General features: G+C 49.0%; 18 protein-coding genes. All 18 read left to right on the top strand.

Translation table 11 applies throughout. The annotated features are described in order from the left end of the window. Window positions 1-23: 23 nt before the first annotated feature. The 18 genes from NR121_RS13540 to NR121_RS13455 all read left to right on the top strand — a co-directional run bounded on the left by NR121_RS13540 (window position 24) and on the right by NR121_RS13455 (window position 22850). Window positions 24-1304, top strand: coding sequence for a nickel pincer cofactor-dependent isomerase, group 22 (locus NR121_RS13540; RefSeq protein WP_256831328.1), 1281 nt, complete (start codon window positions 24-26; stop codon window positions 1302-1304). Window positions 1305-1577: 273 nt separating this feature from the next. Then, window positions 1578-2792, top strand: coding sequence for a CaiB/BaiF CoA transferase family protein (locus NR121_RS13535; RefSeq protein ID WP_062409124.1), 1215 nt, complete (start codon window positions 1578-1580; stop codon window positions 2790-2792). Further along, window positions 2792-3577: an enoyl-CoA hydratase-related protein gene (locus tag NR121_RS13530; RefSeq protein WP_256831327.1), complete on the top strand. Its 786-nt coding sequence runs from the start codon at window positions 2792-2794 to the stop codon at window positions 3575-3577. Before NR121_RS13535 ends, NR121_RS13530 begins: the two co-directional genes overlap by 1 nt. 16 nt (window positions 3578-3593) lie before the next feature. Next, window positions 3594-4004 carry a PaaI family thioesterase gene (locus tag NR121_RS13525; RefSeq protein ID WP_062409122.1) on the top strand — a complete coding sequence of 137 codons (411 nt, stop codon included), beginning with the start codon at window positions 3594-3596 and terminating at the stop codon, window positions 4002-4004. 15 nt (window positions 4005-4019) lie between these two features. Next, window positions 4020-5048, top strand: a complete 1029-nt coding sequence (locus NR121_RS13520) for a tripartite tricarboxylate transporter substrate binding protein (RefSeq protein WP_074727505.1) — start codon at window positions 4020-4022, stop codon at window positions 5046-5048. Between the two features lie 5 nt (window positions 5049-5053). Beyond that, the gene (locus NR121_RS13515; protein ID WP_249929589.1) at window positions 5054-5497 is read left to right on the top strand and encodes a tripartite tricarboxylate transporter TctB family protein; all 444 of its coding nucleotides are present in this window, start codon (window positions 5054-5056) and stop codon (window positions 5495-5497) included. Window positions 5498-5518: 21 nt separating this feature from the next. Next, complete coding sequence (locus NR121_RS13510; RefSeq protein ID WP_062409119.1) at window positions 5519-7024, top strand: tripartite tricarboxylate transporter permease; 1506 nt, start codon at window positions 5519-5521, stop codon at window positions 7022-7024. Window positions 7025-7173: 149 nt separating this feature from the next. After that, window positions 7174-7848, top strand: a complete 675-nt coding sequence (locus NR121_RS13505) for a GntR family transcriptional regulator (RefSeq protein ID WP_062409118.1) — start codon at window positions 7174-7176, stop codon at window positions 7846-7848. Between the two features lie 285 nt (window positions 7849-8133). Further along, a complete protein-coding gene (locus tag NR121_RS13500; RefSeq protein WP_256831326.1) occupies window positions 8134-13731 on the top strand; it encodes an S-layer homology domain-containing protein in 5598 nt (1865 codons plus the stop codon). After that, the gene (locus tag NR121_RS13495) at window positions 13728-14852 is read left to right on the top strand and encodes a HupE/UreJ family protein (RefSeq protein ID WP_054819868.1); all 1125 of its coding nucleotides are present in this window, start codon (window positions 13728-13730) and stop codon (window positions 14850-14852) included. The genes NR121_RS13500 and NR121_RS13495 overlap by 4 nt, the downstream gene beginning before the upstream one ends. Window positions 14853-15084: 232 nt before the next feature. Further along, entirely contained in the window at window positions 15085-15762 is a 678-nt protein-coding gene (locus NR121_RS13490) for a GntR family transcriptional regulator (protein WP_256831335.1), read from the top strand. Window positions 15763-15814: 52 nt separating this feature from the next. Beyond that, window positions 15815-17251, top strand: a complete 1437-nt coding sequence (locus NR121_RS13485) for a gluconokinase (protein WP_256831325.1) — start codon at window positions 15815-15817, stop codon at window positions 17249-17251. 20 nt (window positions 17252-17271) lie between these two features. Further along, window positions 17272-18207 carry a phosphoglycerate dehydrogenase gene (locus NR121_RS13480; protein WP_249929586.1) on the top strand — a complete coding sequence of 312 codons (936 nt, stop codon included), beginning with the start codon at window positions 17272-17274 and terminating at the stop codon, window positions 18205-18207. Window positions 18208-18314: 107 nt separating this feature from the next. Beyond that, a complete protein-coding gene (locus tag NR121_RS13475) occupies window positions 18315-19322 on the top strand; it encodes a C4-dicarboxylate TRAP transporter substrate-binding protein (protein ID WP_137670237.1) in 1008 nt (335 codons plus the stop codon). Between the two features lie 88 nt (window positions 19323-19410). Next, the gene (locus tag NR121_RS13470) at window positions 19411-19917 is read left to right on the top strand and encodes a TRAP transporter small permease (protein WP_074727508.1); all 507 of its coding nucleotides are present in this window, start codon (window positions 19411-19413) and stop codon (window positions 19915-19917) included. A 28-nt stretch (window positions 19918-19945) separates the two neighbouring features. After that, entirely contained in the window at window positions 19946-21229 is a 1284-nt protein-coding gene (locus NR121_RS13465; protein ID WP_062409110.1) for a TRAP transporter large permease, read from the top strand. A gap of 34 nt (window positions 21230-21263) precedes the next feature. Beyond that, a complete protein-coding gene (locus tag NR121_RS13460; protein ID WP_062409109.1) occupies window positions 21264-22022 on the top strand; it encodes an SDR family NAD(P)-dependent oxidoreductase in 759 nt (252 codons plus the stop codon). Window positions 22023-22196: 174 nt separating this feature from the next. Next, a complete protein-coding gene (locus tag NR121_RS13455; RefSeq protein WP_062409108.1) occupies window positions 22197-22850 on the top strand; it encodes a GntR family transcriptional regulator in 654 nt (217 codons plus the stop codon). Window positions 22851-23049: the final 199 nt, after the last annotated feature.

Below are 23049 nucleotides of genomic sequence, written 5' to 3'. Positions count from 1 at the left end.
AACGATATTAGGAGGAGAAAAGCATGTCGATTAAAGCAGCTTCAATTAAACTTTATCCGATTCAGGTTCATTCCCAGACCCCGGTTGTCGGCGATATTTCACAATCGATAGAGCAGGCCGTAGAAAACATACTGCAAAACGACCGTTCCCGGCGTTTGAAGCCGGGAGCGTCGATCGCGGTAACGGCCGGAAGCCGCGGGATTGCCAATTATGCAGACATTTTGCGGAAGGTAGTGAGCGTACTTCAGTCCAAAGGATATCTCCCATTTGTCTTTTCGGCCATGGGCAGCCACGGGCGCGGGGAAGCCGAGGGGCAAAAAGAAGTATTGGACAGCATGGGAATTAAAGAAGAGGCTCTGGGCTGTCGGGTTTCCTGCTCCAGGGATGTGCAGTTGATCGACGAGTTTGAAGCGTTTGGACGGCAAATTCCGGTTTATTGTGCGAAAGAAGCGTTCGAGGCGGACGGGGTTGTGGTCGTGAATCGGATCAAACCGCATACTTCGTTTCGGGGTGACTACGAAAGCGGTTTGTTAAAGATGATGACGGTTGGCATGGGACGGGCGAAGGGAGCCGACATGTTCCACAGCCTTGGCGCCGGTTACCTGGCCGATATGATTCCTTTGATCGGCGGACGCATATTGGAGCATGCCCCGATCATCGGCGGGATTGGCGTCGTAGAGAATGCGAAAGAGCAAACGGCAATCGTGGAAGGCATACCTTATGACCGGATCTTTGAAAGGGAGAAGGTTCTTTTGGCACAAGCGAAAAGCTTTATGCCAAGCCTCCCTGCCGATCAGGCAGATTTGCTTATTGTCGGAGAAATGGGAAAAAATTTCAGCGGTACCGGGATGGATACGAACATCATCGGCCGGCTTCGTATTCAGGGCGTACTGGAACCGCAAAAACCTTACTTCACCTATATCGGAGTACTCCGTTTATCCGAACCGTCCCACGGCAATGCCACGGGGATTGGGCTTGCCGATTTGACAACGGAAGCGCTGGTGAAGGAAATGGATAAAACGGCTACTTATTTGAATTGCGCAACAAGCGGTTTCGTGATTCGGGCGGCTGTTCCGATGACATTTGCCGATGACCGGGCGCTTGTTGACGGGGCATTACAAATGCTGCGGGTCGATGATGCGGCCAAGCTGCGTATGATGGTAATCCGGAATACCCTTCATATCGAACATCTGTGGGTAACCGAAGCCATTTATGAGGAGATCAAAAATCAGCCACATATCGAGTTAAATCATGAGCCCAAGTTTCTTCAATTCGATGAACTGGGCAATTGGATTTGGGAATAGGAACGGGCATCCCGTTAACCGTACAAATAGGGAACTGGAGGAAGTGGGACGGTTAACGGGATGCCTTATCCAAGCCTCGTTTTATTGGTCTTACCATCATAATGAAAACTGAATACAGTATTAATTGTTGGATGCAGCCTTTTTTATCAATTTAATCAATTTATTTTATTGCAAAATATACTTCTGACCTGTGAGTCAGAAGTATATTTTTTTTGGATACGGAATACTGTATACAAAACGAATTTTTTAACATTTTGAGGAGAGGTGATTTTGATGCTGCCTTTGCATGGAATGAAAGTGTTGGATTTGACCCAATTTTTGGCAGGTCCTTACTGTACGTTGATTTTGGCCGATCTTGGGGCGGAAGTGACCAAAGTGGAACGATTCCCGGGCGGCGACGATTCGAGGAGAGTCGGGCCTTTTAAAAATGGCGAAGGCTACTGCTTTGCTATGCCTAACCGAAACAAAAGAAGCATCGCGCTCGATTTGAAAAATGAAAAAGGGAAACACATTTTTATGCAGCTGGCTGAAAAGGCGGATGTGGTAATCGAAAATTTTCGTCCTGACGTCAAAACGAAAATGGGCATTGATTACAATGCGGTGAAAGCGGTTAATCCGGGGGTGATCTATTGCTCCATATCCGGGTATGGGCAAACGGGGCCATACAGCCAGAAAGGAGGTTTTGATATCGTTGCCCAAGGCGTTACGGGGCTGATGAGAATGACCGGCGAGCCCGGCGGACGTCCCGTGAAAGTCGGGATTGCCATTAATGATATCTCTGCCGGCATAACGGCGGCCTATGGAATTTTGGGCGCCTATATCCATAAGCTTAAAACCGGGGAAGGGCAGTATCTGGAAACGTCCCTGGTCGATGCCGCGTTGGCATGGACGTTCTGGGAATCAGCGGCTTACTTTGGGGCCGGGGAAATTCCGGCTGCAACCGGAGCGCGTCATAGACGGTCCACTCCTTATCAAGCCTACAAAACGAAAGACGGGTATGTCACGATTGGAGCCGGAAACGATAAGCTTTGGACCAACTTATGCAATAAGGTTTTAGGAAAACCGGAGTGGGTCGGCGATCCGCGGTTCATCGATTTGCAGACAAGAATGAAAAATATCGACTTGCTGGAGAGCATGATAGAAGAAATATTGAAAGAGCAACCGACCTCGCATTGGGTGGAAAAATTGGATGAATCCGGCGTACCGGGAGGACCGGTCTACACTTACGAACAAGCGTTAAACGATCCGCACATTTTGGCCAGGGACATGGTTCTGGAAATTCATCATCCCATCCTGGGGGATATGAAAACCATAGGGTTCCCCGTCAAATACTCCGGGACGCCGCTTTCGATCCGAACGCCTGCGCCGTGGCTTGGGCAGCATACGAACGAGGTATTGAATGAGCTGGGATTGCAGGAAGAGGAAATCAAGGAGCTGTATAATGAAAATGTGGTATACAATAAATATCCGGAAAGGATGATCATCTGATGTCTACGAATCATGTTTATCTTGAGAAAAAAGGTGAAATTGCCACGATTTATTTTAATCAGCCGGAAAAAAGGAATGCTTTGACCCACGAAATGTGGAAAACGATTCCTTCCCTGTTGGAAGATGCCGAGCAGGACAGGGGGATCAAGGTGCTCGTTTTGCGCGGGGCGGATGAAATGGCGTTTGCCGCCGGGGCTGATATCAGCGAATTCAAAACATTAAGATCGACTCCGGAAGGGGCGAAAACTTACAACGATGCTTGTCATAAAGCGGAAAGAAGATTAGCCCACTTTAAAAAGCCGACGATTGCGATGATTCAGGGACCTTGTATCGGAGGAGGGTGCGAGTTGGCGTTGGCATGCGATTTCCGTTTTTCCGATACGACCGGCCGTTTTGGGATCACCCCCGCCAAATTGGGACTGGTATACAGCCTTAACGCGACCAAACAATTGGTTGATCTGGTCGGTCCGGCCAACGCAAAGTATATTCTTTTATCCGGCAAAATCATCGATGTGCAGCGCGCATTCCGAATCGGCCTGATCGACGAAGTCTATTCCCCGGAAGAAATCGTAAGCAAAACTTACGAATTTGCGGAACTATTGTGCCAAAATGCGCAATTTACGGTACGCAGCATGAAATATATCATTTCGGAAATTATGAGAGGCGTGGCGGAAGATACGGAGGAGACGAAAAGACTCCGGCAGGATTCCTTCAGCACGGAAGACTATCAAGAAGGAGTCAGGGCTTTTTTGGAGAAACGTAAACCGGACTTCAAGTATTCCTAGAGAAGAAGGTATAAATATGGAACAGGCTAGGATCAAATTTGAAGAAGCCATGGCCACCCAGGCAAATGATTTTGAAACGTTTTTTCTGGCGCGTTTTTTTGATTTGAAATTCAAGTACGGGGATGAAGTTTGCATCGTGGAAGCCCCTGTCGAAAATTACATGTTCAATCCGCAGGGGACTTTGCATGGCGGGGTTATTTCCTTCATCCTCGACGTGTCTATGGGACATTTGTGCAAAAAATTTCTTGGTTCGGCGGTTACTCTCGAAATGAAAACCCAGTATCTGAGCGGTGTCCATGGTGGAATCGTTACATGCACAGCCGCTTTTTTGAAGAAAGGGAAGAAAATCGTCCAGATGGAATCGAGAATGACGAATCAGGACGGAAAACCGGTCGCCATGGCGACCGCCACCTTTTATCTGCTTTGAAAGGGAGAGTTTATTATGAAAAGTGGAGTATGGAAAATGATGTTGGCTGCTCTGACGGCTTTTTCATTAAGCGCCTGCGGGGGAGCGGGCGGAGGGAACGGCCAACCCGCCAACGGCGCTTCAGAGAATACACAAACGCAATCGAAAACGGAATTCAAATATCCGGAAAAGCCGCTTGACTGGACGATCGCCTTCGGACCCGGCGGAGGAAACGATATCATGTCCAGAACCATTATCGATATTTTGAAAAAAAACAAACTGTATACACCGCCGATTGTGGCTGAAAATCGTCAGGGCGGCAGCGGGGCCACGGGTTGGGGGTATCTGAACAGCCACAAAGGGGATCCTTATCAAATCAGTTCCACCAGCGGAAGCTTTATCACAACACCGCTGCTTTCCAATACGGGCTTTGACTACAAATCTTTTACCCCGGTCGCATTGATGGCAACGGACGACATGGTGTTTATTGTAAACGGCGACTCTCCGTACAATACGCTGGACGATTTCATCCAAACCGCAAAAAGCGGCAAAAAAATGAGTATCGGAGGGTTGGGAGCGGTGAATGTGGATTACATTATCCCCCGCATGCTGGCGAAAGAAGCCGGATTCGATTTTGAGTATGTGCCGTTCCAATCTGCAGGAGAAAGTACTTCGGGCCTGCTTTCAAAAAGCATCGATGCCATGATGGCAAATCCATCGGAAGTATTGGGGCAAATTAAAGCCGAAAAAATGAAACCGCTTGCATTTTCTGGTAATAGCAGGATACAGTCCTTATCGGACGTCCCCACCTTCAAGGAACTCGGCTACAACGTGAACCTGCCTATGCCGCGCGGAATTGTTTTGGCAGGCGGCGTTTCAGATGACGTTCAGAACTGGTGGATTGAGACGATGAAAAAAGTCGCGGAAACACCGGAATGGAAAAAGTACATCAGTGATAACAGCTTGACGGAAGATATACGATTTGGGGACGATTTTGCCCAATATCTTGAAGAGACAACCAACACCTTTAAGACACTTCTTAAAGAGACGGGAGCGATAAAATAGTGGGCATGATGAAACTGGGATTTTCCGCATTTCTCTTTTTGTTCACTTGGGTATTTTTTCTGTTAAGCCTTGAATTCGAATTTTTCACAAGCTCCGGCAAGCCGGGTCCCGGTCTGTTTCCCATCACGATTGGTCTTTTGCTTCTCATATTTACAGGCATTCGGGTGATGAACGATTGGCGGAACAGACGATCGGACGAAGGCAGCGAGGGGTATGCCGGCGATATAGGGTGGGTGATTCTTCTTACATTTCTGCTTGTTCTGCTCATGACTTATATCGGGGCCGTACCCGCAATGGCATTGTACATTTATTTCATTCTGTTTCGTTTCAACCGCAAACGATATGTGCAGAATGCGGTCATCAGCATCACGATTCCGGCGTTAGTCTTTGCTATGTTTGAGCTTTGGCTGAATGCGGGGCTGCCAAAGGGAATACTGGGATTTATGTAAAAGCTGTGGGAGGCGAGCAGTATGGAATTTTGGGATCATTTGCTATTGGGTTTTTCAATAGCAGTCACTCCTACCAATTTATTATTTGTAACCATAGGGGCGTTTATCGGCATGATTGTAGGGATCATCCCCGGATTCGGTCCATCAGCCGGAATCGCCATCCTTTTGCCGCTGACATTTTCATTGAATCCCACAACGGCAATCATTATGCTTGCCGGGATATACTACGGTTCCATGTATGGAGGCACGATTACTTCTATTCTGATTAATACGCCCGGGGAATCGGCAACCGTCGCAAGTACATTAGATGGGTATCCGCTCGCCAAACAAGGTCGGGCGGGCCCCGCGCTTGTCATGCAGGCGGTGGCTTCGTTTATAGGCGGTACACTCGGGGTCATCCTGATTTCCTCCATGGCCCCTTTTCTGGCCGATGTTGCCGTATCATTCGGCCCGTCGGAATATTTCATGCTGATGTTGATGGGTCTGCTGATGTTGACTTTTATGATGGGAGACAACAAGATTAACGGCATCATTTCGGCTTTGTTCGGTTTCGCCATTTCCATGGTAGGCGTTGACGTCGTATCGGGCCAACAAAGATTTACCTTCGGATCGGCCGAACTGATCAATGGCATCGACTTTATTCCCGTGGCCATCGGCCTTTTCGGTATCGGGGAACTTCTAAGTTCCGTCCATGAAGGAGCCCATCGGGAAGGAAAGAAAGAAATGATTGTTTTTTCCTTTAAGAAAAACTTCTGGCCCAATGCGAAAGATTATCTGGAAAGCAAATATACCTTTATCCGCGGGTCGCTGTTAGGATTTTTTGTCGGAGTGCTGCCGGGTGCGGGGGCTACGATTGCATCTCTGATGTCTTACTCTATGGAAAAGAAACTTTCCAGGACCCCGGAAAAATTCGGGAAGGGCGCCATGCCGGGCCTGGTCGGTCCGGAAGCGGCCAACAATGCGGCCTCGGCGGGAGCGATGGTGCCTTTGCTGACCCTTGGGATTCCCGGTTCGGGTTCCACTGCGGTTCTCCTTGGCGCGTTCATGATGTGGGGGCTGCAGCCCGGGCCGCTGCTGATGGACAGCAATCCCGATTTTGTCTGGGGCCTGGTATCCAGCATGTATTTGGGCAATGTCGTACTGCTGTTGGTGAATATTGTCGCCATCCCGCTATTTGTAAAGGTCATGCAGGTTCCTTACCGTTTGCTGCTTCCTATGGTCGTTGTCCTTTGCGTGCTGGGAACCTACACTCTTCATGCAAGTATCGTGGAAACCTGGATTATGTTGATCTGCGGAATCATTGGATACTTTATGAAGCGGAACGGATTTTCCCCCGCAGCAGCCGTCCTGGCTTTAGTCCTGGGGCCCATGGCGGAGAATACCTTGCGGCAGTCCCTGCTTTCTTCGCATGGAAGCCTGGATGTTTTCGTTACACGTCCTGTTTCACTGACGTTGTTCATTCTGATTTTATGCATACTGGCCATGCCGTTCGTCATGAGAATGATTAAAAAAGCTTGGAGAGGATGAAATTTGCCCTAAAACCGATCAAGGAACAGGGCGGCGATGAAGCAGAAGCGAAATGTAAGATTTTCCCTGACGTTATTGATTGTCGTTCTACTTATTGTTATGATTCCATTAATAAGCTTGTTTAGATAAAAGGGAGAGAACAAAAAGATATGATTCGGCCTAAAACGATCAGGGAAGTTGTATACGAGCAGCTGAAAAATAACATTTTAGCCGGGGTGTACCGGCCGGGAGAACGATTGATCGAAACCAATCTTGCGCAGGATTTGGAGGTGAGCCGCACCCCGATTCGCGATGCCCTGAACAAGCTGGAATCGGAAGGATTAGTGGAAACGCTGCCTCATCGGAGAATTTTCGTAACCAAACTGTCCAGGAAAAATATACTCGATTTCTATCAAACGAGAGCGGTTATGGAGGGCTTAGCCGCCAAACTTGCCGCCGAGAATGCAACCGAGGAGGAGCTGGCGGACTTTCACTCGTTTTTAAATGAAATGGAGGTTGTTTTTGAAAAGGAAAAAGAGCTGACCAATTATAAAGTGATTGCCGAAATCAACAACGAATTCCATTCTAAAATTTATTACATATCCAAAAACGAAGTGCTGAGAAAAATGCTGGAGAGCTTACAAAATCCGATTACTTTGATCAGGTCGACGGCTTGGACCAAAAACAGCACACGCAAGTACAGCACGTTGAACGAGCATCGGCTCATCGCCTCGGCCATTCTGCAGCGGGATGGAACAACGGCCCAGAAAAAAGCGGAAGAGCATATTTTCAATGCGTGGAAAGCGGCCGACCAGGCGTTGGAAGACGAGAACGCATCCGGGTAAAAATAGGCCGGGAAGAGTTGGATGACGCGCAAAAAATGAAACCGATTACTTTGGCCGAAATCGTTACGGCTTCGCTACGACTTGTCCTGAGCCACAATGCGACAACCCTCGCATTGTGGCTTTTTTGCGGGCTGAAATATTTCAGAATCTGTTTACTTTTTCTTAAAATTGAGATGATATTCCGCTTACAAACCTTCACTATAATCCATAAATACGCACACGTTTGAATGCGGGATCGTATGTTCTGGTTGTGCGGTAAATCATGATAAGGATGGGGAGAATGTGTTGAAACGGAAATGGATCAAATTGTTTTTAGCTTTCGCCGTCGCCGTATCCGGCCTTCCAATGGCAGGTACGGTTCCGAAGGTTGAAGCGGCGGCCGCACCTCCGTATGTGCTGATTACGGAAATTATGTTTAACTCCAAACAGCCTTCCGGGGTGTCTGCGGAGCCATATGAGTACATAGAGATTTATAATAACAGCAACAAGACGATCAATTTGAAGGATTACAAGATTATTTATGATTATTATGATAACCGGGCTCCGCTGGAATGGGATATCACGGAGGACAAGCCGCTGGCCCCGGGTGCAGTGATGGTGCTGTGGAATGTGACGGACCCGGCTAATAATGGCGGGATTACCGATGACCTGAGCAACTTTAATACGGCATATGGAACGAGCTTGACCGAATCGCAGGTGGCCCGGTTTCATTCGGGAGGAATGGCCAATACGGGAGGGCGCAGTCTGTCCCTTGCGCTGGATCATGGCCTGAACCGGATCGTAACGGCAAGCTACAACGCTCCGAATTCTACCGACACTTCGGATTCCGCAGATGGCAAGACAGTTACGTATCAGCCGCCTGCGGCCGGAACCCATACGATGATCAAGCTTGGCTCGAAGGTAGCGCCAACCCCCGGGACATTAGCAGCCGGGCAAACTCCGGCAGCGCCTGTCCATTTGCCGGCGGACTATTGGGCTCCGTACATCGAGCATACGCCAACCGCTTCAGGAATTGAAGCGCAGAACTTCACCGTATCTGCTTCCGTCTATGAAGAGACGCAGCTAGTATATATAAAGCTGTTGTATCAAACGGACAAGCAGAGCAGCTTTACATCTCTGCCCATGACCGTCGCCGGAATGACCTATTCAGCCACGATTCCTAAGACGGAGCTGATTGACGCTTCCTCGTTACATTACTATTTCGAGGCGTCGGACGGGACGAATGTAACGCGTCTTCCGGAGCAAACCGATCAAACCTTCAGCTTGTCGGTTTACCCGGAGGTAAATTATAACGTCGTTCCGGATCTGCTCATTACCGAAATTGTGCCGAATCCCGATTCTCCACAAACCTATGAGTATGTGGAAGTGTATAATACAACAGACCGCCCGATCAACTTGAAAGATTACAAGCTGAAATATATTTATCCGAACAATACGTTTAAAGATTGGGATTTGGATGAAAACAAGCTGGTACAGCCTCAAAGCGCTATGGTGCTGTGGATTAACAATACGGCAAGCCAAGGGAAAACGACGGCGGACTTTAACGCAAACTTCGGCTCCAGTATTACCGATGACCAAATGGTCCGAACCGCCCCGAACGACGGCATGATCAATTCGGAGAAAAGAACGCTTGCGCTTATGACGGACACCGGTGTGGAAATTTCCCGCGCTTCCTATAACGATGGCGAGCAGGCTAATGAAGCCGTCAGCAAAAAAGGGATTGTGTACGAATATCCGAAAGACGGCAGCAAAGTCATGATGAAGAGAGCGTATGGACAAACGGCTACTCCTGCCGCTGTCATTGCCGGTCAAGTGCCGCCGCAGGCGAAATCCGCAGTGAACGATACAACGGTGCCGGTCATTGACCATACGATGCCGCTGCTGGCGACACCGCCGATTGATCTGACTTTGAAAGCAGGCATTACAGACGACAACCTAGTCAAACGCGTGACTTTTTACCGTAAGAACAAGGAAGAGGATACTTTTAAAGCCGAGAATCTGGAGAAAAACAGTGAAGGATTTTACGAAGCCAAGACCATTTCTTTATATGACCTTCAGAAAACGGAAGCGCTGGAATATTATTTTGAAGCGTCTGACGGTAACAATGTAGTTACGTCTATGGCTCAAAACGGAGGAAAGCCGTATGCCATTACCATTCAGCATGAGGCTGTCGAGCCGTTGATCCTGAATGTCAAAACAGGCGATTTCTTGTCGGGCACGCAAATGCTGCTGGGAGCAAGCAGTGACGAGAATGAAGCAACCTCTCTGTTTGTCGACGGCGTAAAGGTGCCGACCGTCAACAAGATGGTGCGCCCGGCTACGTTCGTCATGGAAGTGGACGGCTTTAATGCCGGATACAAAAACGGATTGCTGGTCGGCAATAAAGTATTGAAAATTTTTGACGCCAATATTGCAGGCAATCAAATCGTAACCGTAGAAATTCCGGCTGACGATTTGAAAGCCGGCGCGAACGTCATTTCCGTTTCTTCGGGTAATCGCGTGGACCCGCTCGATACGACCGATAACAATGACGATTTCACCATTCAAAATGTACGCCTTGTTCTTCCTGACGGAACAATTATTCCGGTCGAATCGACCCAAATCAAGATGGGAGACGGTTCGTATGCAGCGGGACCAACCGGTAAAATCGCACTCGGCGACGGCTCGTTCAACGATGTAACGGCCAAAGAACGCGCAGACATGACATTTACCATTCCGGATGACAAGCTGACCGGCCGCACGTATGCCTGGGATACGACCCAAGTCGCGGAGGGTCCGCATACGGTTTCGATCCAGGTGGATGGCTCGGAACCGCTGAAGAAAGTTTCCGCGGAAGTAATTGTAGATAACACCAAGCCTTTCATCACAGCCTTGTCCATCGAGGAAAACAAAACGTATAAAGGCAGCATTTCATTTTCGATCAGTGCGGACGATGCGCTTTCCGGTATTGCAGCCGTGGAGGGCAAGCTGGACGGCAACGATTTGTCTTTGCCTGCCGTCGTGAATGCTTTGAATTTGACGCCGGGCACTCATGAGTTTGAAGCGATTGTAACGGATAAAGCCGGCAACGAGCTCGTCAAAAAGGTTCCTTTCTCCGTGGTTGAGGAGCACCCGTACAAGCCGGTCAATCCGTCTCCGGCGCAGGGTGCAGCGGGAGTAGACTTAAACGCCTCATTGGCCGTTACCGTGAATGATCCGACCGGCGATCCGCTGGACGTGACATTCTACAAAGCCTATCAGTATGATTTTACTGACAAAACACCGAAGCAAGCCTTTTCGAACGGAGCGGACCGCGAACCTCCGCTGGAGCTGGAACCTGCGGGGGAAACTCCGTTCTCCGGCGAGGCCGTCGAAGCGGTAAAAGCGATCGACGGACAATATTTTTCAACCGAATATGACGAGAAATTGCCTTATCAGCGTTTTGAATTTACGATTGCGGACGATTTGACGGGTATTGAGCAAGTAGAGGTGCAATGGCGAGGACATTCCAAGCCGGAACGGCAGGTGACGCTGTATACGTGGAACCACACCACCGGAAAGTGGCAGGCCGCAGCTTCGGGCATGGGTACGGAGGATTTCACCTTGAAAGCGAACGTAAGCGTCGCCGATATGGTGAAGGATCAAAAAATTCATGTTCTTGTGCAGGATTTGATCCCTTCTCCGGATCAGTACGATTTCTCGTTTGCTTGGATGAGTGACACCCAATATTACTCGGAAAGCTGGCCGGACACCTACAAAACGATGACCAAATGGATTGCGGACCACGCGCAGGAGAAGAAAATCCAATATGTCGTCCATACCGGGGACATTGTGGACGACTTTGACCAGCCGGATCAATGGGCGGCGGCAGACGCCAGCATGAAAACGCTGGATGACGCTCAAATTCCGTATGGGGTGGTAGCGGGTAACCATGACGTTAATCATAATGAGGCGGTATATAACGAATATTGGAAATATTTCGGGCGCCACCGCTTTGAGAACAATCCGTGGTACGGGGGAGACCTGGAAAACAACCGCGACCACTACGATCTTATTTCGGCAAAAGGTAATGATTTCATCATTCTTTATCTGGGTTGGCAGATTGACGACCAAACGATTCAATGGGCTGATGAGGTACTGAAAAAGTATCCTGACCGCAATGCCATTATTGCGACCCACGAATACATTGCGCCGGGCGGCTTCTATGCCGGTCAAGGCGAAGATTTGTGGAAAAAGCTCGTTTCCAAAAATCAAAATGTGTTCATGGTGCTGTGCGGTCATATACACGGGGTGGCTTACAACGTGAGGCACGGGGATAACGGCAATACCGTCATTGAGATGCTGGCGGATTATCAATCCGGGCCGCAGGGCGGCCTGGGGTATATGCGCCTGCTGCAATTCGATATGAAAAATAATCAGCTGATGGTCAATACGTATTCGCCGCTGCTCGACGATTACATTTACTTTGAAGACAAGCCGGAGACGGAAGAATTCAGCTTGCCGATCCATCTAAAGCCGATTGCCAAGCAAGTGGCGACCGATTATATCGGCGTCAACGTGTATACCAAAGAGAAAATCGGGGAAAGGAAAAATGTGCCTAGCGGCGGCCGTGCGGAAGTTCCTTGGCGGCTGGACAAGGGCTCAAGCATGTATTACTGGTATACGACACTGGAAGATGCGTACGGCGGATTTACGACCTCGGACATTTATGAATTCACAACCGGAACGGGTCCTGTAAGCAATGGGAGTGATTCCTCAAGCGGCAGCAGCGGAGGCGGTGCAGGGGGTGGCGCAGGCGGTGCGTTACCGGGGCGGAATTCGGGGACGGACGGCAGTCTGCAAGCCGTGAAGCCGGATGACTTGAAGGGTCAGAGCGGACCCGTCAGCATCTCTGTTGCGGACGGCCGGACAGGCGTTTCTTTGCCGGCCAATGCGGCTGAATACATTGGCGAAAACAGCTCCGTTTCGATTCGGACAAGCGAGGTGCACCTGTCCATTCCGTCCGATGTACTGGCACAAGCAGCCAATTTGCTGCCCGCCGGGGAACGAGGCGGCAGTCAGATTATGGTCAAGATCGAACCTGCCGCAGAGAAGAGGGGCGAGTATCTCCTATCCCGAGGCCGGACGTATGATTTGACGATTGAAGTTATGGATTCGACCGGAACGGTTTCCCGTTTGACTGAGTTTGCCAAACCGGTTACGATTACGCTTCCGGCCGGGCATGTAACCAATCCGAGGCTGGCGGGCATTTACTATATCGATGATAATGGAAAATTCCATTTTATCGGGGGAACTTATGCTCAGGGCAGCTATACGGCGAATGTGAATCACTTCAGTGTTTATGGCGTATTCGAATATGTCAAAACTTATCAGGATGTGCCTTCCAGCCATTGGGCTTACTCGCTGATTCAGGAGCTTTCGTTCAAAGGCATTGCCGATGGCATATCCGACAGCTTATTTGCTCCGGAGAACCCTGTGACTCGCGCCGAGTTTGCGGCGCTGCTGGTACGGGCTCTTGGTTTGAAGGCTTCGCCGGGCGCTGCTCATTTCAAGGATCTGAACGGCGATGCCTGGTATACGGAGGCCGTTAATGCGGCCTATGAATCGGGAATCGTTCAAGGGACAAACGAGCTTAGCTTCGAGCCGGACCGGACCATCAGCCGTGAGGAAATGGCGGTGATGATAGTCAGAGCCATGGAGAAAAAATCCGGCAAACCGCTGGCCGAAGGGAAAGCGGACTTTATCGATGCGGGACAAATCAGCGCTTGGGCCCAGTCGGCTGTAGGCAAAGCAGCCGCGCTTCATATCATTGAAGGCCGCTCCGGCGGGCAGTTCGTTCCGAGCGGCAGCGCAACACGGGCGGAAAGCGCCAAACTCATATTGGCATTGGTGAATAAGGAATGAGCAAGCGGCTTATTCGCATCATTGCAGCCTTTGTCCTGCTTATAGCCGTGCAGGCTGCGGGCATGCCGCTTATGGCCGAGGCGCACATAGGCACGATCGGTTATTCGGATATCCGGGCCGCCGGTAAAACAATAAACTATACGCTGTATTTGGAAGCCAGGGAAGTAGAGCAATGGGTGACCATCCGAACGAGGAAGGTGATTGTCCTCGATCCGGCAGCTTCCGCTCCGGCAGGACCCATCTGGACAGAGCAGGATCTGCAGCGGCTCATCGGCGAATCGCTTGAGGTCACCGGCAACGGTGAAAAGGGCCGGTTTATGCTGAAGAGCCATACGGTAGAGAAGAAGAACGGAATGGATTTTGTCCGCATGGAGCTGTCCAGCACCTTTGATAGGCCGGTTCAGGAGTACGGCATCCACTATGCGTTTTTTTTCGACCTGGATGATCCGCAGCACCAAAATTTCGTGACCGTCCATACGGGGAATCAGCCCGTTCAAATGGTGCTGAACGCTCAAATGCGCGACATCAGCGAGAAGATTAGCGATGGGAGCGGGAGGAGAACGATGGAAATAGCGGTTCCGGGCTGGTTATTTACCTTCAGAGATTTTCTCGTTACCGGCATGCTGCATATTTGGACAGGCTACGATCATCTTCTGTTTCTGCTCGGACTGTTGGTCGTAAAGCAGAAAACAAAGGCGTATGTTCAAATCTTAACGGCCTTCACGGTCGGCCACAGTATAACGTTGGCACTGTCGGCATTGGATATTGTACGGGCGCCGTTATCGGTTATTGAGCCGCTCATTGCGCTCAGCATCGTATTTGTCGCCATCGAGAACATTTGGTTGAAACGGCACGGCTATCGGTGGCTGGTTGCGCTGCTTTTTGGATTCATTCACGGCTTCGGCTTCGCAGACATATTGCATGGAGCGCTTGGAGAAGATTATTTGTTAGCCTTGTTCTCCTTCAATCTCGGCGTCGAAGTCGGCCAATTGGCAGTTCTGGCGGTGCTGCTGCCCGCCCTGATCTATGCCGCACGGATATCGTGGTATCCCCGAATGGTGTACGGCATCTCCGGAATCATAGCTTTCATGGGAGCTGTCTGGTTTATGGATCGGATTTGAAACATATCGGCAAAATCCGCCGTCCAATTGCATTTTACTGCAAAAGGATGGCGGATTTTTATGTTTGCAGCTTCCTCTAATGCCAAAATCTGTAAAAATTTTTATTGATTACAAGGAATTTTTATGTACAATAGTAAATATATACAGATTTTAAATTTTAGATCTAAAACTTTAATCCGATAAAGTATTGCGCACATGGATGTCCTGGAAGGAGAACTACGGGTTGGATACGATGGATTATAAAACCGAAACGCTTGTAGATGTCGCCTATAAAGCAATAAAGAAAGATATTACGCAAAGAGTATTGGTTCCCGGACAAAAGATTATTATCAGAGAACTGTACGAACGCTACGGAATCAGCGAAACCCCCATCAAGCAAGCTTTGAACCGTTTGATCAGCGAAGGCTTGGTGGAAAGTACACCCAGAAGGGGTGTGAACGTACGAAAAGTCAAATTGGAGGAAATCGAGGAACTGATCGACATCAGGCTGATGTTCGAAACGCGCTATATCGAGAAAGCGATCGAAAACTTTAACCGGGACGAGAAAATCCGGCAGAAATTTATCGAAAACCTGTCGGAGCATAAGCGTCTGATTGAAAACGTCTCCAACGTAAACGAATATTTTAAAAACTATTCGTTGGACCAGGAGTTTCATCAATTGTTCATGAAGTGCTCGGGCAATAATCGATTGCTGCAAATATATAATAATTTGGGTACGCACGCTTATGCCTATTACGTTTACGGCCGCCAGCCGAGAGAAAGCATGATCGAGGGAGTCCGGGAGCACGAGGCCATTTATCGTGCTTTGGCAGCCGGAGATCAGGCGGAGCTTCGAAGGTGCATTGAATTGCATATCATGAATGCAAAGAAAAACATTTACGAGATGTTCCAGAAGGATCAAAACAGCTGACCGGAGCAGAGCTAACGATGGTGAGAGGTGAAAGACCATACTTATTCTAGTCTTGGAAGCATCGACTGCGTCGGCCAAAGCTATGCTTTATCGAAACGGTGAAGGCGTAGTCGATATATTGCCGATCAACTATTCCGCCGATGCGGGAGATACGGTCACATTCGATGCGGACAAAATCATGGAAGAAACGATGCTGGCGGGTAAGCGGCTGCTTGCGCAAAACGGGATCCATCATGTGGATATGGTGGCTGCCTGCAGCATTTGGAGCCACAGTCTCGTTCTTCTGGATAAAGACAAACGACCCGTCTCCCGGCTCAGCACCTGGGCCGATACGGCGGCATCCGCAACGACGGACAAATACAGGAAGGATTCGGAACTATTCGCCTCTCTTTACCGGCGTACGGGGTGTCCGATTCACACGACTTATACGTTTTGGAAATATATGCACGAGAAAGAAACGGGCAATGCGGCCCGCGTTTCTTATATCGCTTCCATGCCGGAATATCTGTATTTGAAGCTTACCGGGGAGTTTGCCGTATCCAGGAGCACCGCATCGGCCGGAGGGTTCCTGAACCTTCATACGCTGGAGTGGGACGAGGAAGCATTGAGACTGGCAGGGATCGACGAGGGCATGCTGCCGACATTGGTCGGTTCCGAATATACGTCTCCTTTATCCGAAGGAGCGGCTTCTATGCTGGGAATTAAAGAAGGCACGCCGGTCCTGATCACAGGCGCGGACGGCTGCATGAACCAGGTGGCTGTCGGCGGTTTTGGAGATAACATTATGTCTATCTCCGTAGGTACGAGCGCTGCCATACGCATATCGACGGAAAAACCGGTGCTTGCCGATTCCCCGTCAACCTGGTGCTATGTCGGCGTTGAAGACATGTGGATCGCCGGATGCGCCACCGCCGGTGCAGGCAACACCGTCGATTGGATGGGCAAGAAAATTCTTGGAGCCCATGGCGGCCTCAGTTTGAAGCAATTGGATCAGGGAGCTGTGAAATCGCTAAAAAAAGGTGATGCACCCATTTTCCTTCCATTTCTGGCAGGGGAGCGCTGCCCGGGCTGGGACGATACGAAGAGTGCCATGATGTTCGATATTAAGATCAACCATGACAGCTACGATTTGTACTACTCGACGTTAGAAGGCGTGCTGTTCAATTTGAAGCAATGCTATGAGATTACGCTGCCCATCGTAGGACAAGCGCCCAAGCTGATCAGCATCTCGGGCGGGATCGAGCAGTCGCCGTTTTGGCTGCAGATGGCCGCTTCCATATTCGAATTGCCGGTTTATGCAGACCGTCTTTCGCATGCCTCGCTTCTCGGAACGGCCTATATGGCTCTGAAGGCGGCAGGCGAAATCGCTACAGTCAAGGAGATCAAGCCGCAGCTGAAAAGAAGCTGGCTGCCGGACGGCAGCAGCCGGGAGTTCTTTGCAAGACGGTTTGACAAATACTTGAAATATTACCATCAGTATTCGATATAAAGTAAAGGATGGGTCTCGCGATGAAAATATTAATTACGCCAAAGTCGTTTAAAAACTACAAAGCGCAAACCTTCCCTCTATTGGAAGAGTTGGGCTATGAAATCATCGCAAACGATACGGGAAAGACATTTACCGAAGAGGAGATCATCGGGCTGGCCGGAGAGCAAGTGGTCGGTATAATCGTCGGCGTGGATCCATTGACGGAAAAAGTGCTGAGCCGCTGCCGGGATTTGAAAGCGGTATCGAAGTATGGCGTCGGCGTGGATAACATCGACTTAAAAGCTGCCGAGAAGCTGGGGATTTCAGTTGAGAGTGCTATCGGAAGCAATAATATATCCGTCGCGGAGCTGGCCATTGCGCTGATGTTTGAAGCCGCCCGCAAAGTTTCCGTCTTGAGCGCCAATGTAAAAAACGGGGGTTGGGACAGAGTTCAGGGGATCGAACTGACCGGGAAAACCATCGGCGTTATCGGCGGCGGACAGATCGGCAGGGAGGTGGCCAAACGCGCCAAAGGACTCGGCATGTTTGTCGTGCTGTATGATCCCTATTTTAACGATTCGGAATTTCTCAGGCAGTATGGGATCGTGCTGTGCGATTCTTTGAAGGCTGTATTGGCCATGTCGGACCTGATCTCTCTTCACCTTCCGCTTACGCCGGAGACCAAATACATAATCAACAGCGATACGCTGAAACTGATGAAGCCGTCATCGATATTAATCAATACCTCGAGAGGGGAATTGGTCGATGAAGAGAGTCTCTACACCGCCTTGAAGGAGAAAAGGATTGCCGTTGCAGCGCAGGATGTTTTTTCCAAAGAACCGCCGTCCCCGGATGAAAAGCTCCTGAAACTGGACAATTTCATCCTGACCCCTCATGCGGGCGCTTATACGGCGGAAGCGGTAGAGAGAATGGCGCTGTATTCAACGCAAAATCTGATTCGTATGCTGAAGCATTGAAATTGCTATCACTATAGACGGGAGGTGAGTCGCTCAGTCGGTTTACGGAATGGTTGCCGGTATGGATGAATTAAAACAATTCGTGTGAAAAAGGGAGGAGAAGTTCTTTGAAAAAGGCAAAAAGATGGGTCAGTCTCATGATGGTGATGGTGTTGGTTTTCCTGGCTTCGGCTTGCGGCAAATCGGAAGAAGGTTCCAATCAGAAGTTTGTTTTAAAATTTAACCACGTGCTGGCGGAGTCCGAGCCCTTTCACCAAGGATTTTTAAATTGGGCGCAGGCGGTGAAGGAGAGAACGAACGGCAACCTGGAGATTCAAGTGTTCCCGAGCGCCCAGTTGGGTGTGGAAGAGGACATCATCGAGCAGTTGAAGCAGGGCGTCAATGTAGGTCAGAATACCGACTCCGCGCGTCTGGGCATGTATGTTCCCGACATCGCGGTGATGAACGCGCCCTACTTTGCCGAAACGATTGAAGATGTGGAGAAGCTAAACGATTCTCCAACAGTCAAGCAATGGCTGAAGGATCTGGAAGACCAGCACGATATTAAAGTGCTGTCGTTTAACTGGATTCAAGGCTTGCGGCACATGGTCACGAACAAGCCGGTCAAATCGCCTGCGGATCTGCAGGGTCTCCGTATCCGGACCCCGGGCGTACCGGTTTGGCAGGAGTCCGTACGCTCGCTTGGCGCGGCTCCGGTAGCGCTTCCGTTCGGTGAAGTCTATATCGGCATACAGCAGGGCGCGATCGACGGCGCCGAACTCGTGTATCGGAATGTGACGGGAGGAAAGCTGTATGAGGCCGCCAAATATGTAAGCGAGACTTCACACATCATGCTGATCAATTTCCAGGTCGTCGGCAAGAAATTTTTCGATAGCCTTCCTAAAGAGTATCAGGATATTCTCATCGAGGAATGCAACAAAGCCGGGCTTGAAATTTCCAAAAAGATGGAGCAGGAAACGGAACAGCTCAAGAAAGAAATTGCCGCCCACGGCGTAACGATCATTCCGGCCAACGAGATCGACATTGCAGCGTTCAAAAAAGCCGGCGAGGCAGCTTACACGAAATTAAATCTGGTTCAAGCCAGAGATACCGTTTTTAAAGAAATGGGCAAGTAACCAGGAGCTGAAATCGTAATTCTTATTTTCCGGCCTGCCCGCAAGGGCAGGGCTGGAAAATAAGAACGTGATGCGGAGGTGTGGAACCATGAAAAAACTGTATGATTACATCGGCAAAGCAGAGGTTTTTATCGTCAAAACGGCGTTGGCGATCATAACGGCATTGGTTTTTGCCACAGCCATCGCAAGAACCATTGGTCACCCTATCTCATGGGCTGTGGATGTAGCAACCTTTCTGTTTGCGTGGTGCGTCTTTCTAAGCGCCGATATGGCGATGAGAAACGACAAGCTAGTGAGCATCGAGCTGGTTGTAAGCCGCCTGCCGGTAAAGGCGCAGTTTTACCTTAAAATCATGAACCAATTCTTGATTATCTTATTTTTGGCGGTACTTATCGGCTTTGGCTTATGGCTCTCCTATACGACACGGCTCAGAACGTATCAGGGAATTCCGGGCTTCAGCTATACCTGGGTTACGCTGAGCGTGCCCGTCGGGTGCATGTTGATGTTAAGCACCACGATCGTGAAAATCAAAGAGCAAATCGCCAGAGGCTATCAGAGTGTTCAAACGACGGAAAGCAATAAAGAATTTCTGTAATCACTTTAATGGAAAGGAGGCATAAAACGTGTTATTGGTCACTATCGTGTTCTTATTACTGATGATTCTGGGCATGCCGGTAGCCTTTGCGATAGGGATTTCGGGGTTCGTTTTCTTCTTGCAGCAGCCGACACTGTCGTTCACGATGCCGGTCCAGCTTGTGCTAACTCAGACACAAAGCTTTGTTCTGCTTGCGATTCCTTTATTTGTATTCGCGGGCAACCTGCTGAACGAAACCGGCATTACGCATCGGCTGATGAAGCTGGCGTCCGTGTTGGCGGGACATATGCGTGCGGGGTTGGCACAAGTGAACATGGTGCTGGCCACGATGCTGGGCGGAATTACGAGCTCGGCGATCGGCGACGCCACCATGCTTGGACGCGTTCTGGGACCGGGCATGATCGAGAAAGGGTATTCCAGAGGATTTGCGGCGGGAGTTATCGGTACCAGCTCGATGATTACGACAATGATACCGCCGGGAATCGGTCTTGTTCTTTACGGAAGCATAGGCGAAGTTTCCATCGGCCGGCTGTTTGCCGCAGGCATTCTTCCCGGTCTCCTCATGATGGTATTGTTAATGGTCGCGGTCTCCGTTACCGCACGGAGTAAAGGTTATCAGCCGGAACGGGCAAAAGTGGCTCCTCCCAAAGAAATCTGGACGACTTTCATCGATTGCATATGGGCGTTTCTCTTTCCGATCCTGCTGCTGGCGGGCTTGCGAACGGGCATATTCACGCCTTCCGAGGCCGGCGCTTTTGCCGCCATTTATGCGATCGTGATCGGTCTGCTTGTTTACAAAGAATTTACCTGGAAAAAATTTGTGAGGACGTTGGAAGATACTGCGCTCGACATCGGCATGATCATGCTGTTAATCGCGCTGTCGGCGATCTTCAGTTACGGCTTAACCTGGGAACAGATCCCGCAAAAAATGGCGGCCTTGCTGCTGAACATTTCCGAAACGCCATGGATCATCATGCTTATTCTCATCGTGTTCCTGCTGATCGTGGGCATGTTCATGGACTCGACGGTCTTGATCCTGTTGTTGACCTCCATTCTCATTCCGGTCGCCGTACAGCTGAACATCGACCTCGTTCATTTTGGCATTGTGATGGTTTTGACGCTGACGATCGGGCTTTTAACGCCGCCGGTCGGAGTGGTCATGTATATCGTTTGCTCCATCTTTGAAACCTCCTTCTGGAGATTCATAAAAGAATCCTGGCTGCTGCTGCTAAGCGTATTGCTGGTCGTCATTGCGGTTATTTTCATTCCGGATTTAACGTTGTTCATTCCAAATTTAATCTTCGGCAAGTAAATATTGTCTTTCCGTGATTAGGAGGATTCTAACATTGGATTTTTCGAAAAAAGTGGTGCTGGTGACCGGAGCAGGATCGGGGATCGGACTTGCCGCTGCCGTACAGTTTGGCAAATATGGCGCTAAAGTGGCAGTGAATTCCCGTACGGCCAGCCATGGGGAAGCAGCTGTAGAGCTATTGAAAAAGGCGGGGGCTGAAGGGATATTCGTCCAAGGCGATGTCTCCAATCCGGCCGATGCCGAACGTATTGTAAAGGAAACCGTCCAAGCCTTCGGCAGAATCGACATCCTGGTCAACAATGCGGGGATTGTACTGCCCGGCAGAGTAGACAACATGTCGGAGGAAGATTTCGATAAAACCATGCAGGTCAATGTAAAGGGGACATTTCTGGTTTCGAAATATGCCGTACTGCAAATGAAGAAGCAAGGCGGCGGAGTGATTGTCAATAACGGTTCTGTCGCGGCATTGAAAGGCCACACCGACAGAAGTGCCTATTCCGCATCGAAAGGAGCCGTGGTATCGTTGACGAAAGCCATGGCGGCCGATTATATCAATGACAACATCCGGGTGAACTGTGTCTGCCCCGGCACGACATATACGCAGGCTATTGAGGAAAAGATCAGAAATGCCGCCGATCCGGCGGCAATGGAAGCGATGTTTACCGCAAGACAGCCGATGGGACGTCTCGGCAGGGTGGAAGAAATCGCGCATGCGATTTTATTCGCCTGCTGCGATGAGTCCGCCTTCATGACCGGCAGTCTGATTACGATAGATGGCGGAATGACCATGTAAACGCTTGAACGCATAGAAGCTGTACCTGATTGTAGTTCGTCTACAACGGGTACGGCTTTTTTATACCCCGAAAAAATATAAACATTGAAATTCATTCGGGTATTTATATATAATAAAATTAATTATATATAATAACAGATTTTTTATAAAAAATGATTGAACAGGAGTGAGAAGATGAATCCGATTAATAACCAGTCAACTCGATTGGTTTCTCTAAAAGATGAGATCAAACAGAAACTGAGAGAGGACATTATCTCGAATACATTAAAACCTGGACAGCGTATAGTAGAAACAGAAATTGCAAAAAATCATGGTATTAGTCAGGTTCCTGTCCGTGAAGCGTTAAGGGGATTGGAAGAGGAAGGATTAGTGAAAACAGTTAAATACAAAGGAGCCTTTGTTACTGAGATCAATCAAGTCGAACTTTATCATATTTTCTCTTTACGTACCGAAATAGAAACCAGCGTACTTGAAATTGTTGTCCCCAAATTAACAAGACGGGATACAGGGGAACTGTACGATATAGTTGAAAAGATGAAAAGCGGAACTCCGGACTATTTAACACAATCAGGCTTCGATATGGATTTTCATTCTAAAATTATTGAATGGTCTCAAATTGAAATTTATAACAGGGTATGGGGAATTTTGAACACTCATATTCGAAGGTATATTGCATACCTCCATCCAACTATACAAATAAAACCTGAAGAAGTCTATAAATACCATTTAGAGCTCGTTGAAGTATTGGAACAAGGCGATGTAGAAAAATCAAAGGCAGCATTTAGAGAACATATCATGTCCTTTTGTAATGAAACAAGAATAAAATGAGTGATATAAATGGCTTTTCCTTTAGGAAATTGAAATTCACAAGGAGAAGGCCATTTTTTTATTTAGAAGAAAAAACATTATATATAATGTTTAATTTTATATATAAATATCTTGACGATTTTTGTTATATTATATATAATCCGTATTAATATATATAATAAATAGGAGATGGATTGAGAATAAGAAACGGGGGAGACAG

The organism is Paenibacillus sp. Pae15, assembly GCF_024519685.1.
Taxonomy (GTDB): Bacteria; Bacillota; Bacilli; order Paenibacillales; family NBRC-103111; genus Paenibacillus_G; species Paenibacillus_G naphthalenovorans.
The sequence above is the reverse complement of the archived record's forward strand: the minus strand, read 5'-3'. Positions and strand labels throughout refer to the sequence as shown.

What these genes read in the sequence shown, in the direction of transcription:
- NR121_RS13495 (WP_054819868.1), top strand. Translation starts at nt 13,728, where the DNA reads ATGAGCAAGCGGCTTATTCGCATCATTGCAGCCTTTGTCCTGCTTATA.
- NR121_RS13530 (WP_256831327.1), top strand. Translation starts at nt 2,792, where the DNA reads ATGTCTACGAATCATGTTTATCTTGAGAAAAAAGGTGAAATTGCCACG.
- NR121_RS13535 (WP_062409124.1), top strand. Translation starts at nt 1,578, where the DNA reads ATGCTGCCTTTGCATGGAATGAAAGTGTTGGATTTGACCCAATTTTTG.
- NR121_RS13510 (WP_062409119.1), top strand. Translation starts at nt 5,519, where the DNA reads ATGGAATTTTGGGATCATTTGCTATTGGGTTTTTCAATAGCAGTCACT.
- NR121_RS13515 (WP_249929589.1), top strand. Translation starts at nt 5,054, where the DNA reads ATGATGAAACTGGGATTTTCCGCATTTCTCTTTTTGTTCACTTGGGTA.
- NR121_RS13520 (WP_074727505.1), top strand. Translation starts at nt 4,020, where the DNA reads ATGAAAAGTGGAGTATGGAAAATGATGTTGGCTGCTCTGACGGCTTTT.
- NR121_RS13470 (WP_074727508.1), top strand. Translation starts at nt 19,411, where the DNA reads ATGAAAAAACTGTATGATTACATCGGCAAAGCAGAGGTTTTTATCGTC.
- NR121_RS13480 (WP_249929586.1), top strand. Translation starts at nt 17,272, where the DNA reads ATGAAAATATTAATTACGCCAAAGTCGTTTAAAAACTACAAAGCGCAA.
- NR121_RS13525 (WP_062409122.1), top strand. Translation starts at nt 3,594, where the DNA reads ATGGAACAGGCTAGGATCAAATTTGAAGAAGCCATGGCCACCCAGGCA.
- NR121_RS13540 (WP_256831328.1), top strand. Translation starts at nt 24, where the DNA reads ATGTCGATTAAAGCAGCTTCAATTAAACTTTATCCGATTCAGGTTCAT.
- NR121_RS13455 (WP_062409108.1), top strand. Translation starts at nt 22,197, where the DNA reads ATGAATCCGATTAATAACCAGTCAACTCGATTGGTTTCTCTAAAAGAT.
- NR121_RS13490 (WP_256831335.1), top strand. Translation starts at nt 15,085, where the DNA reads ATGGATTATAAAACCGAAACGCTTGTAGATGTCGCCTATAAAGCAATA.
- NR121_RS13505 (WP_062409118.1), top strand. Translation starts at nt 7,174, where the DNA reads ATGATTCGGCCTAAAACGATCAGGGAAGTTGTATACGAGCAGCTGAAA.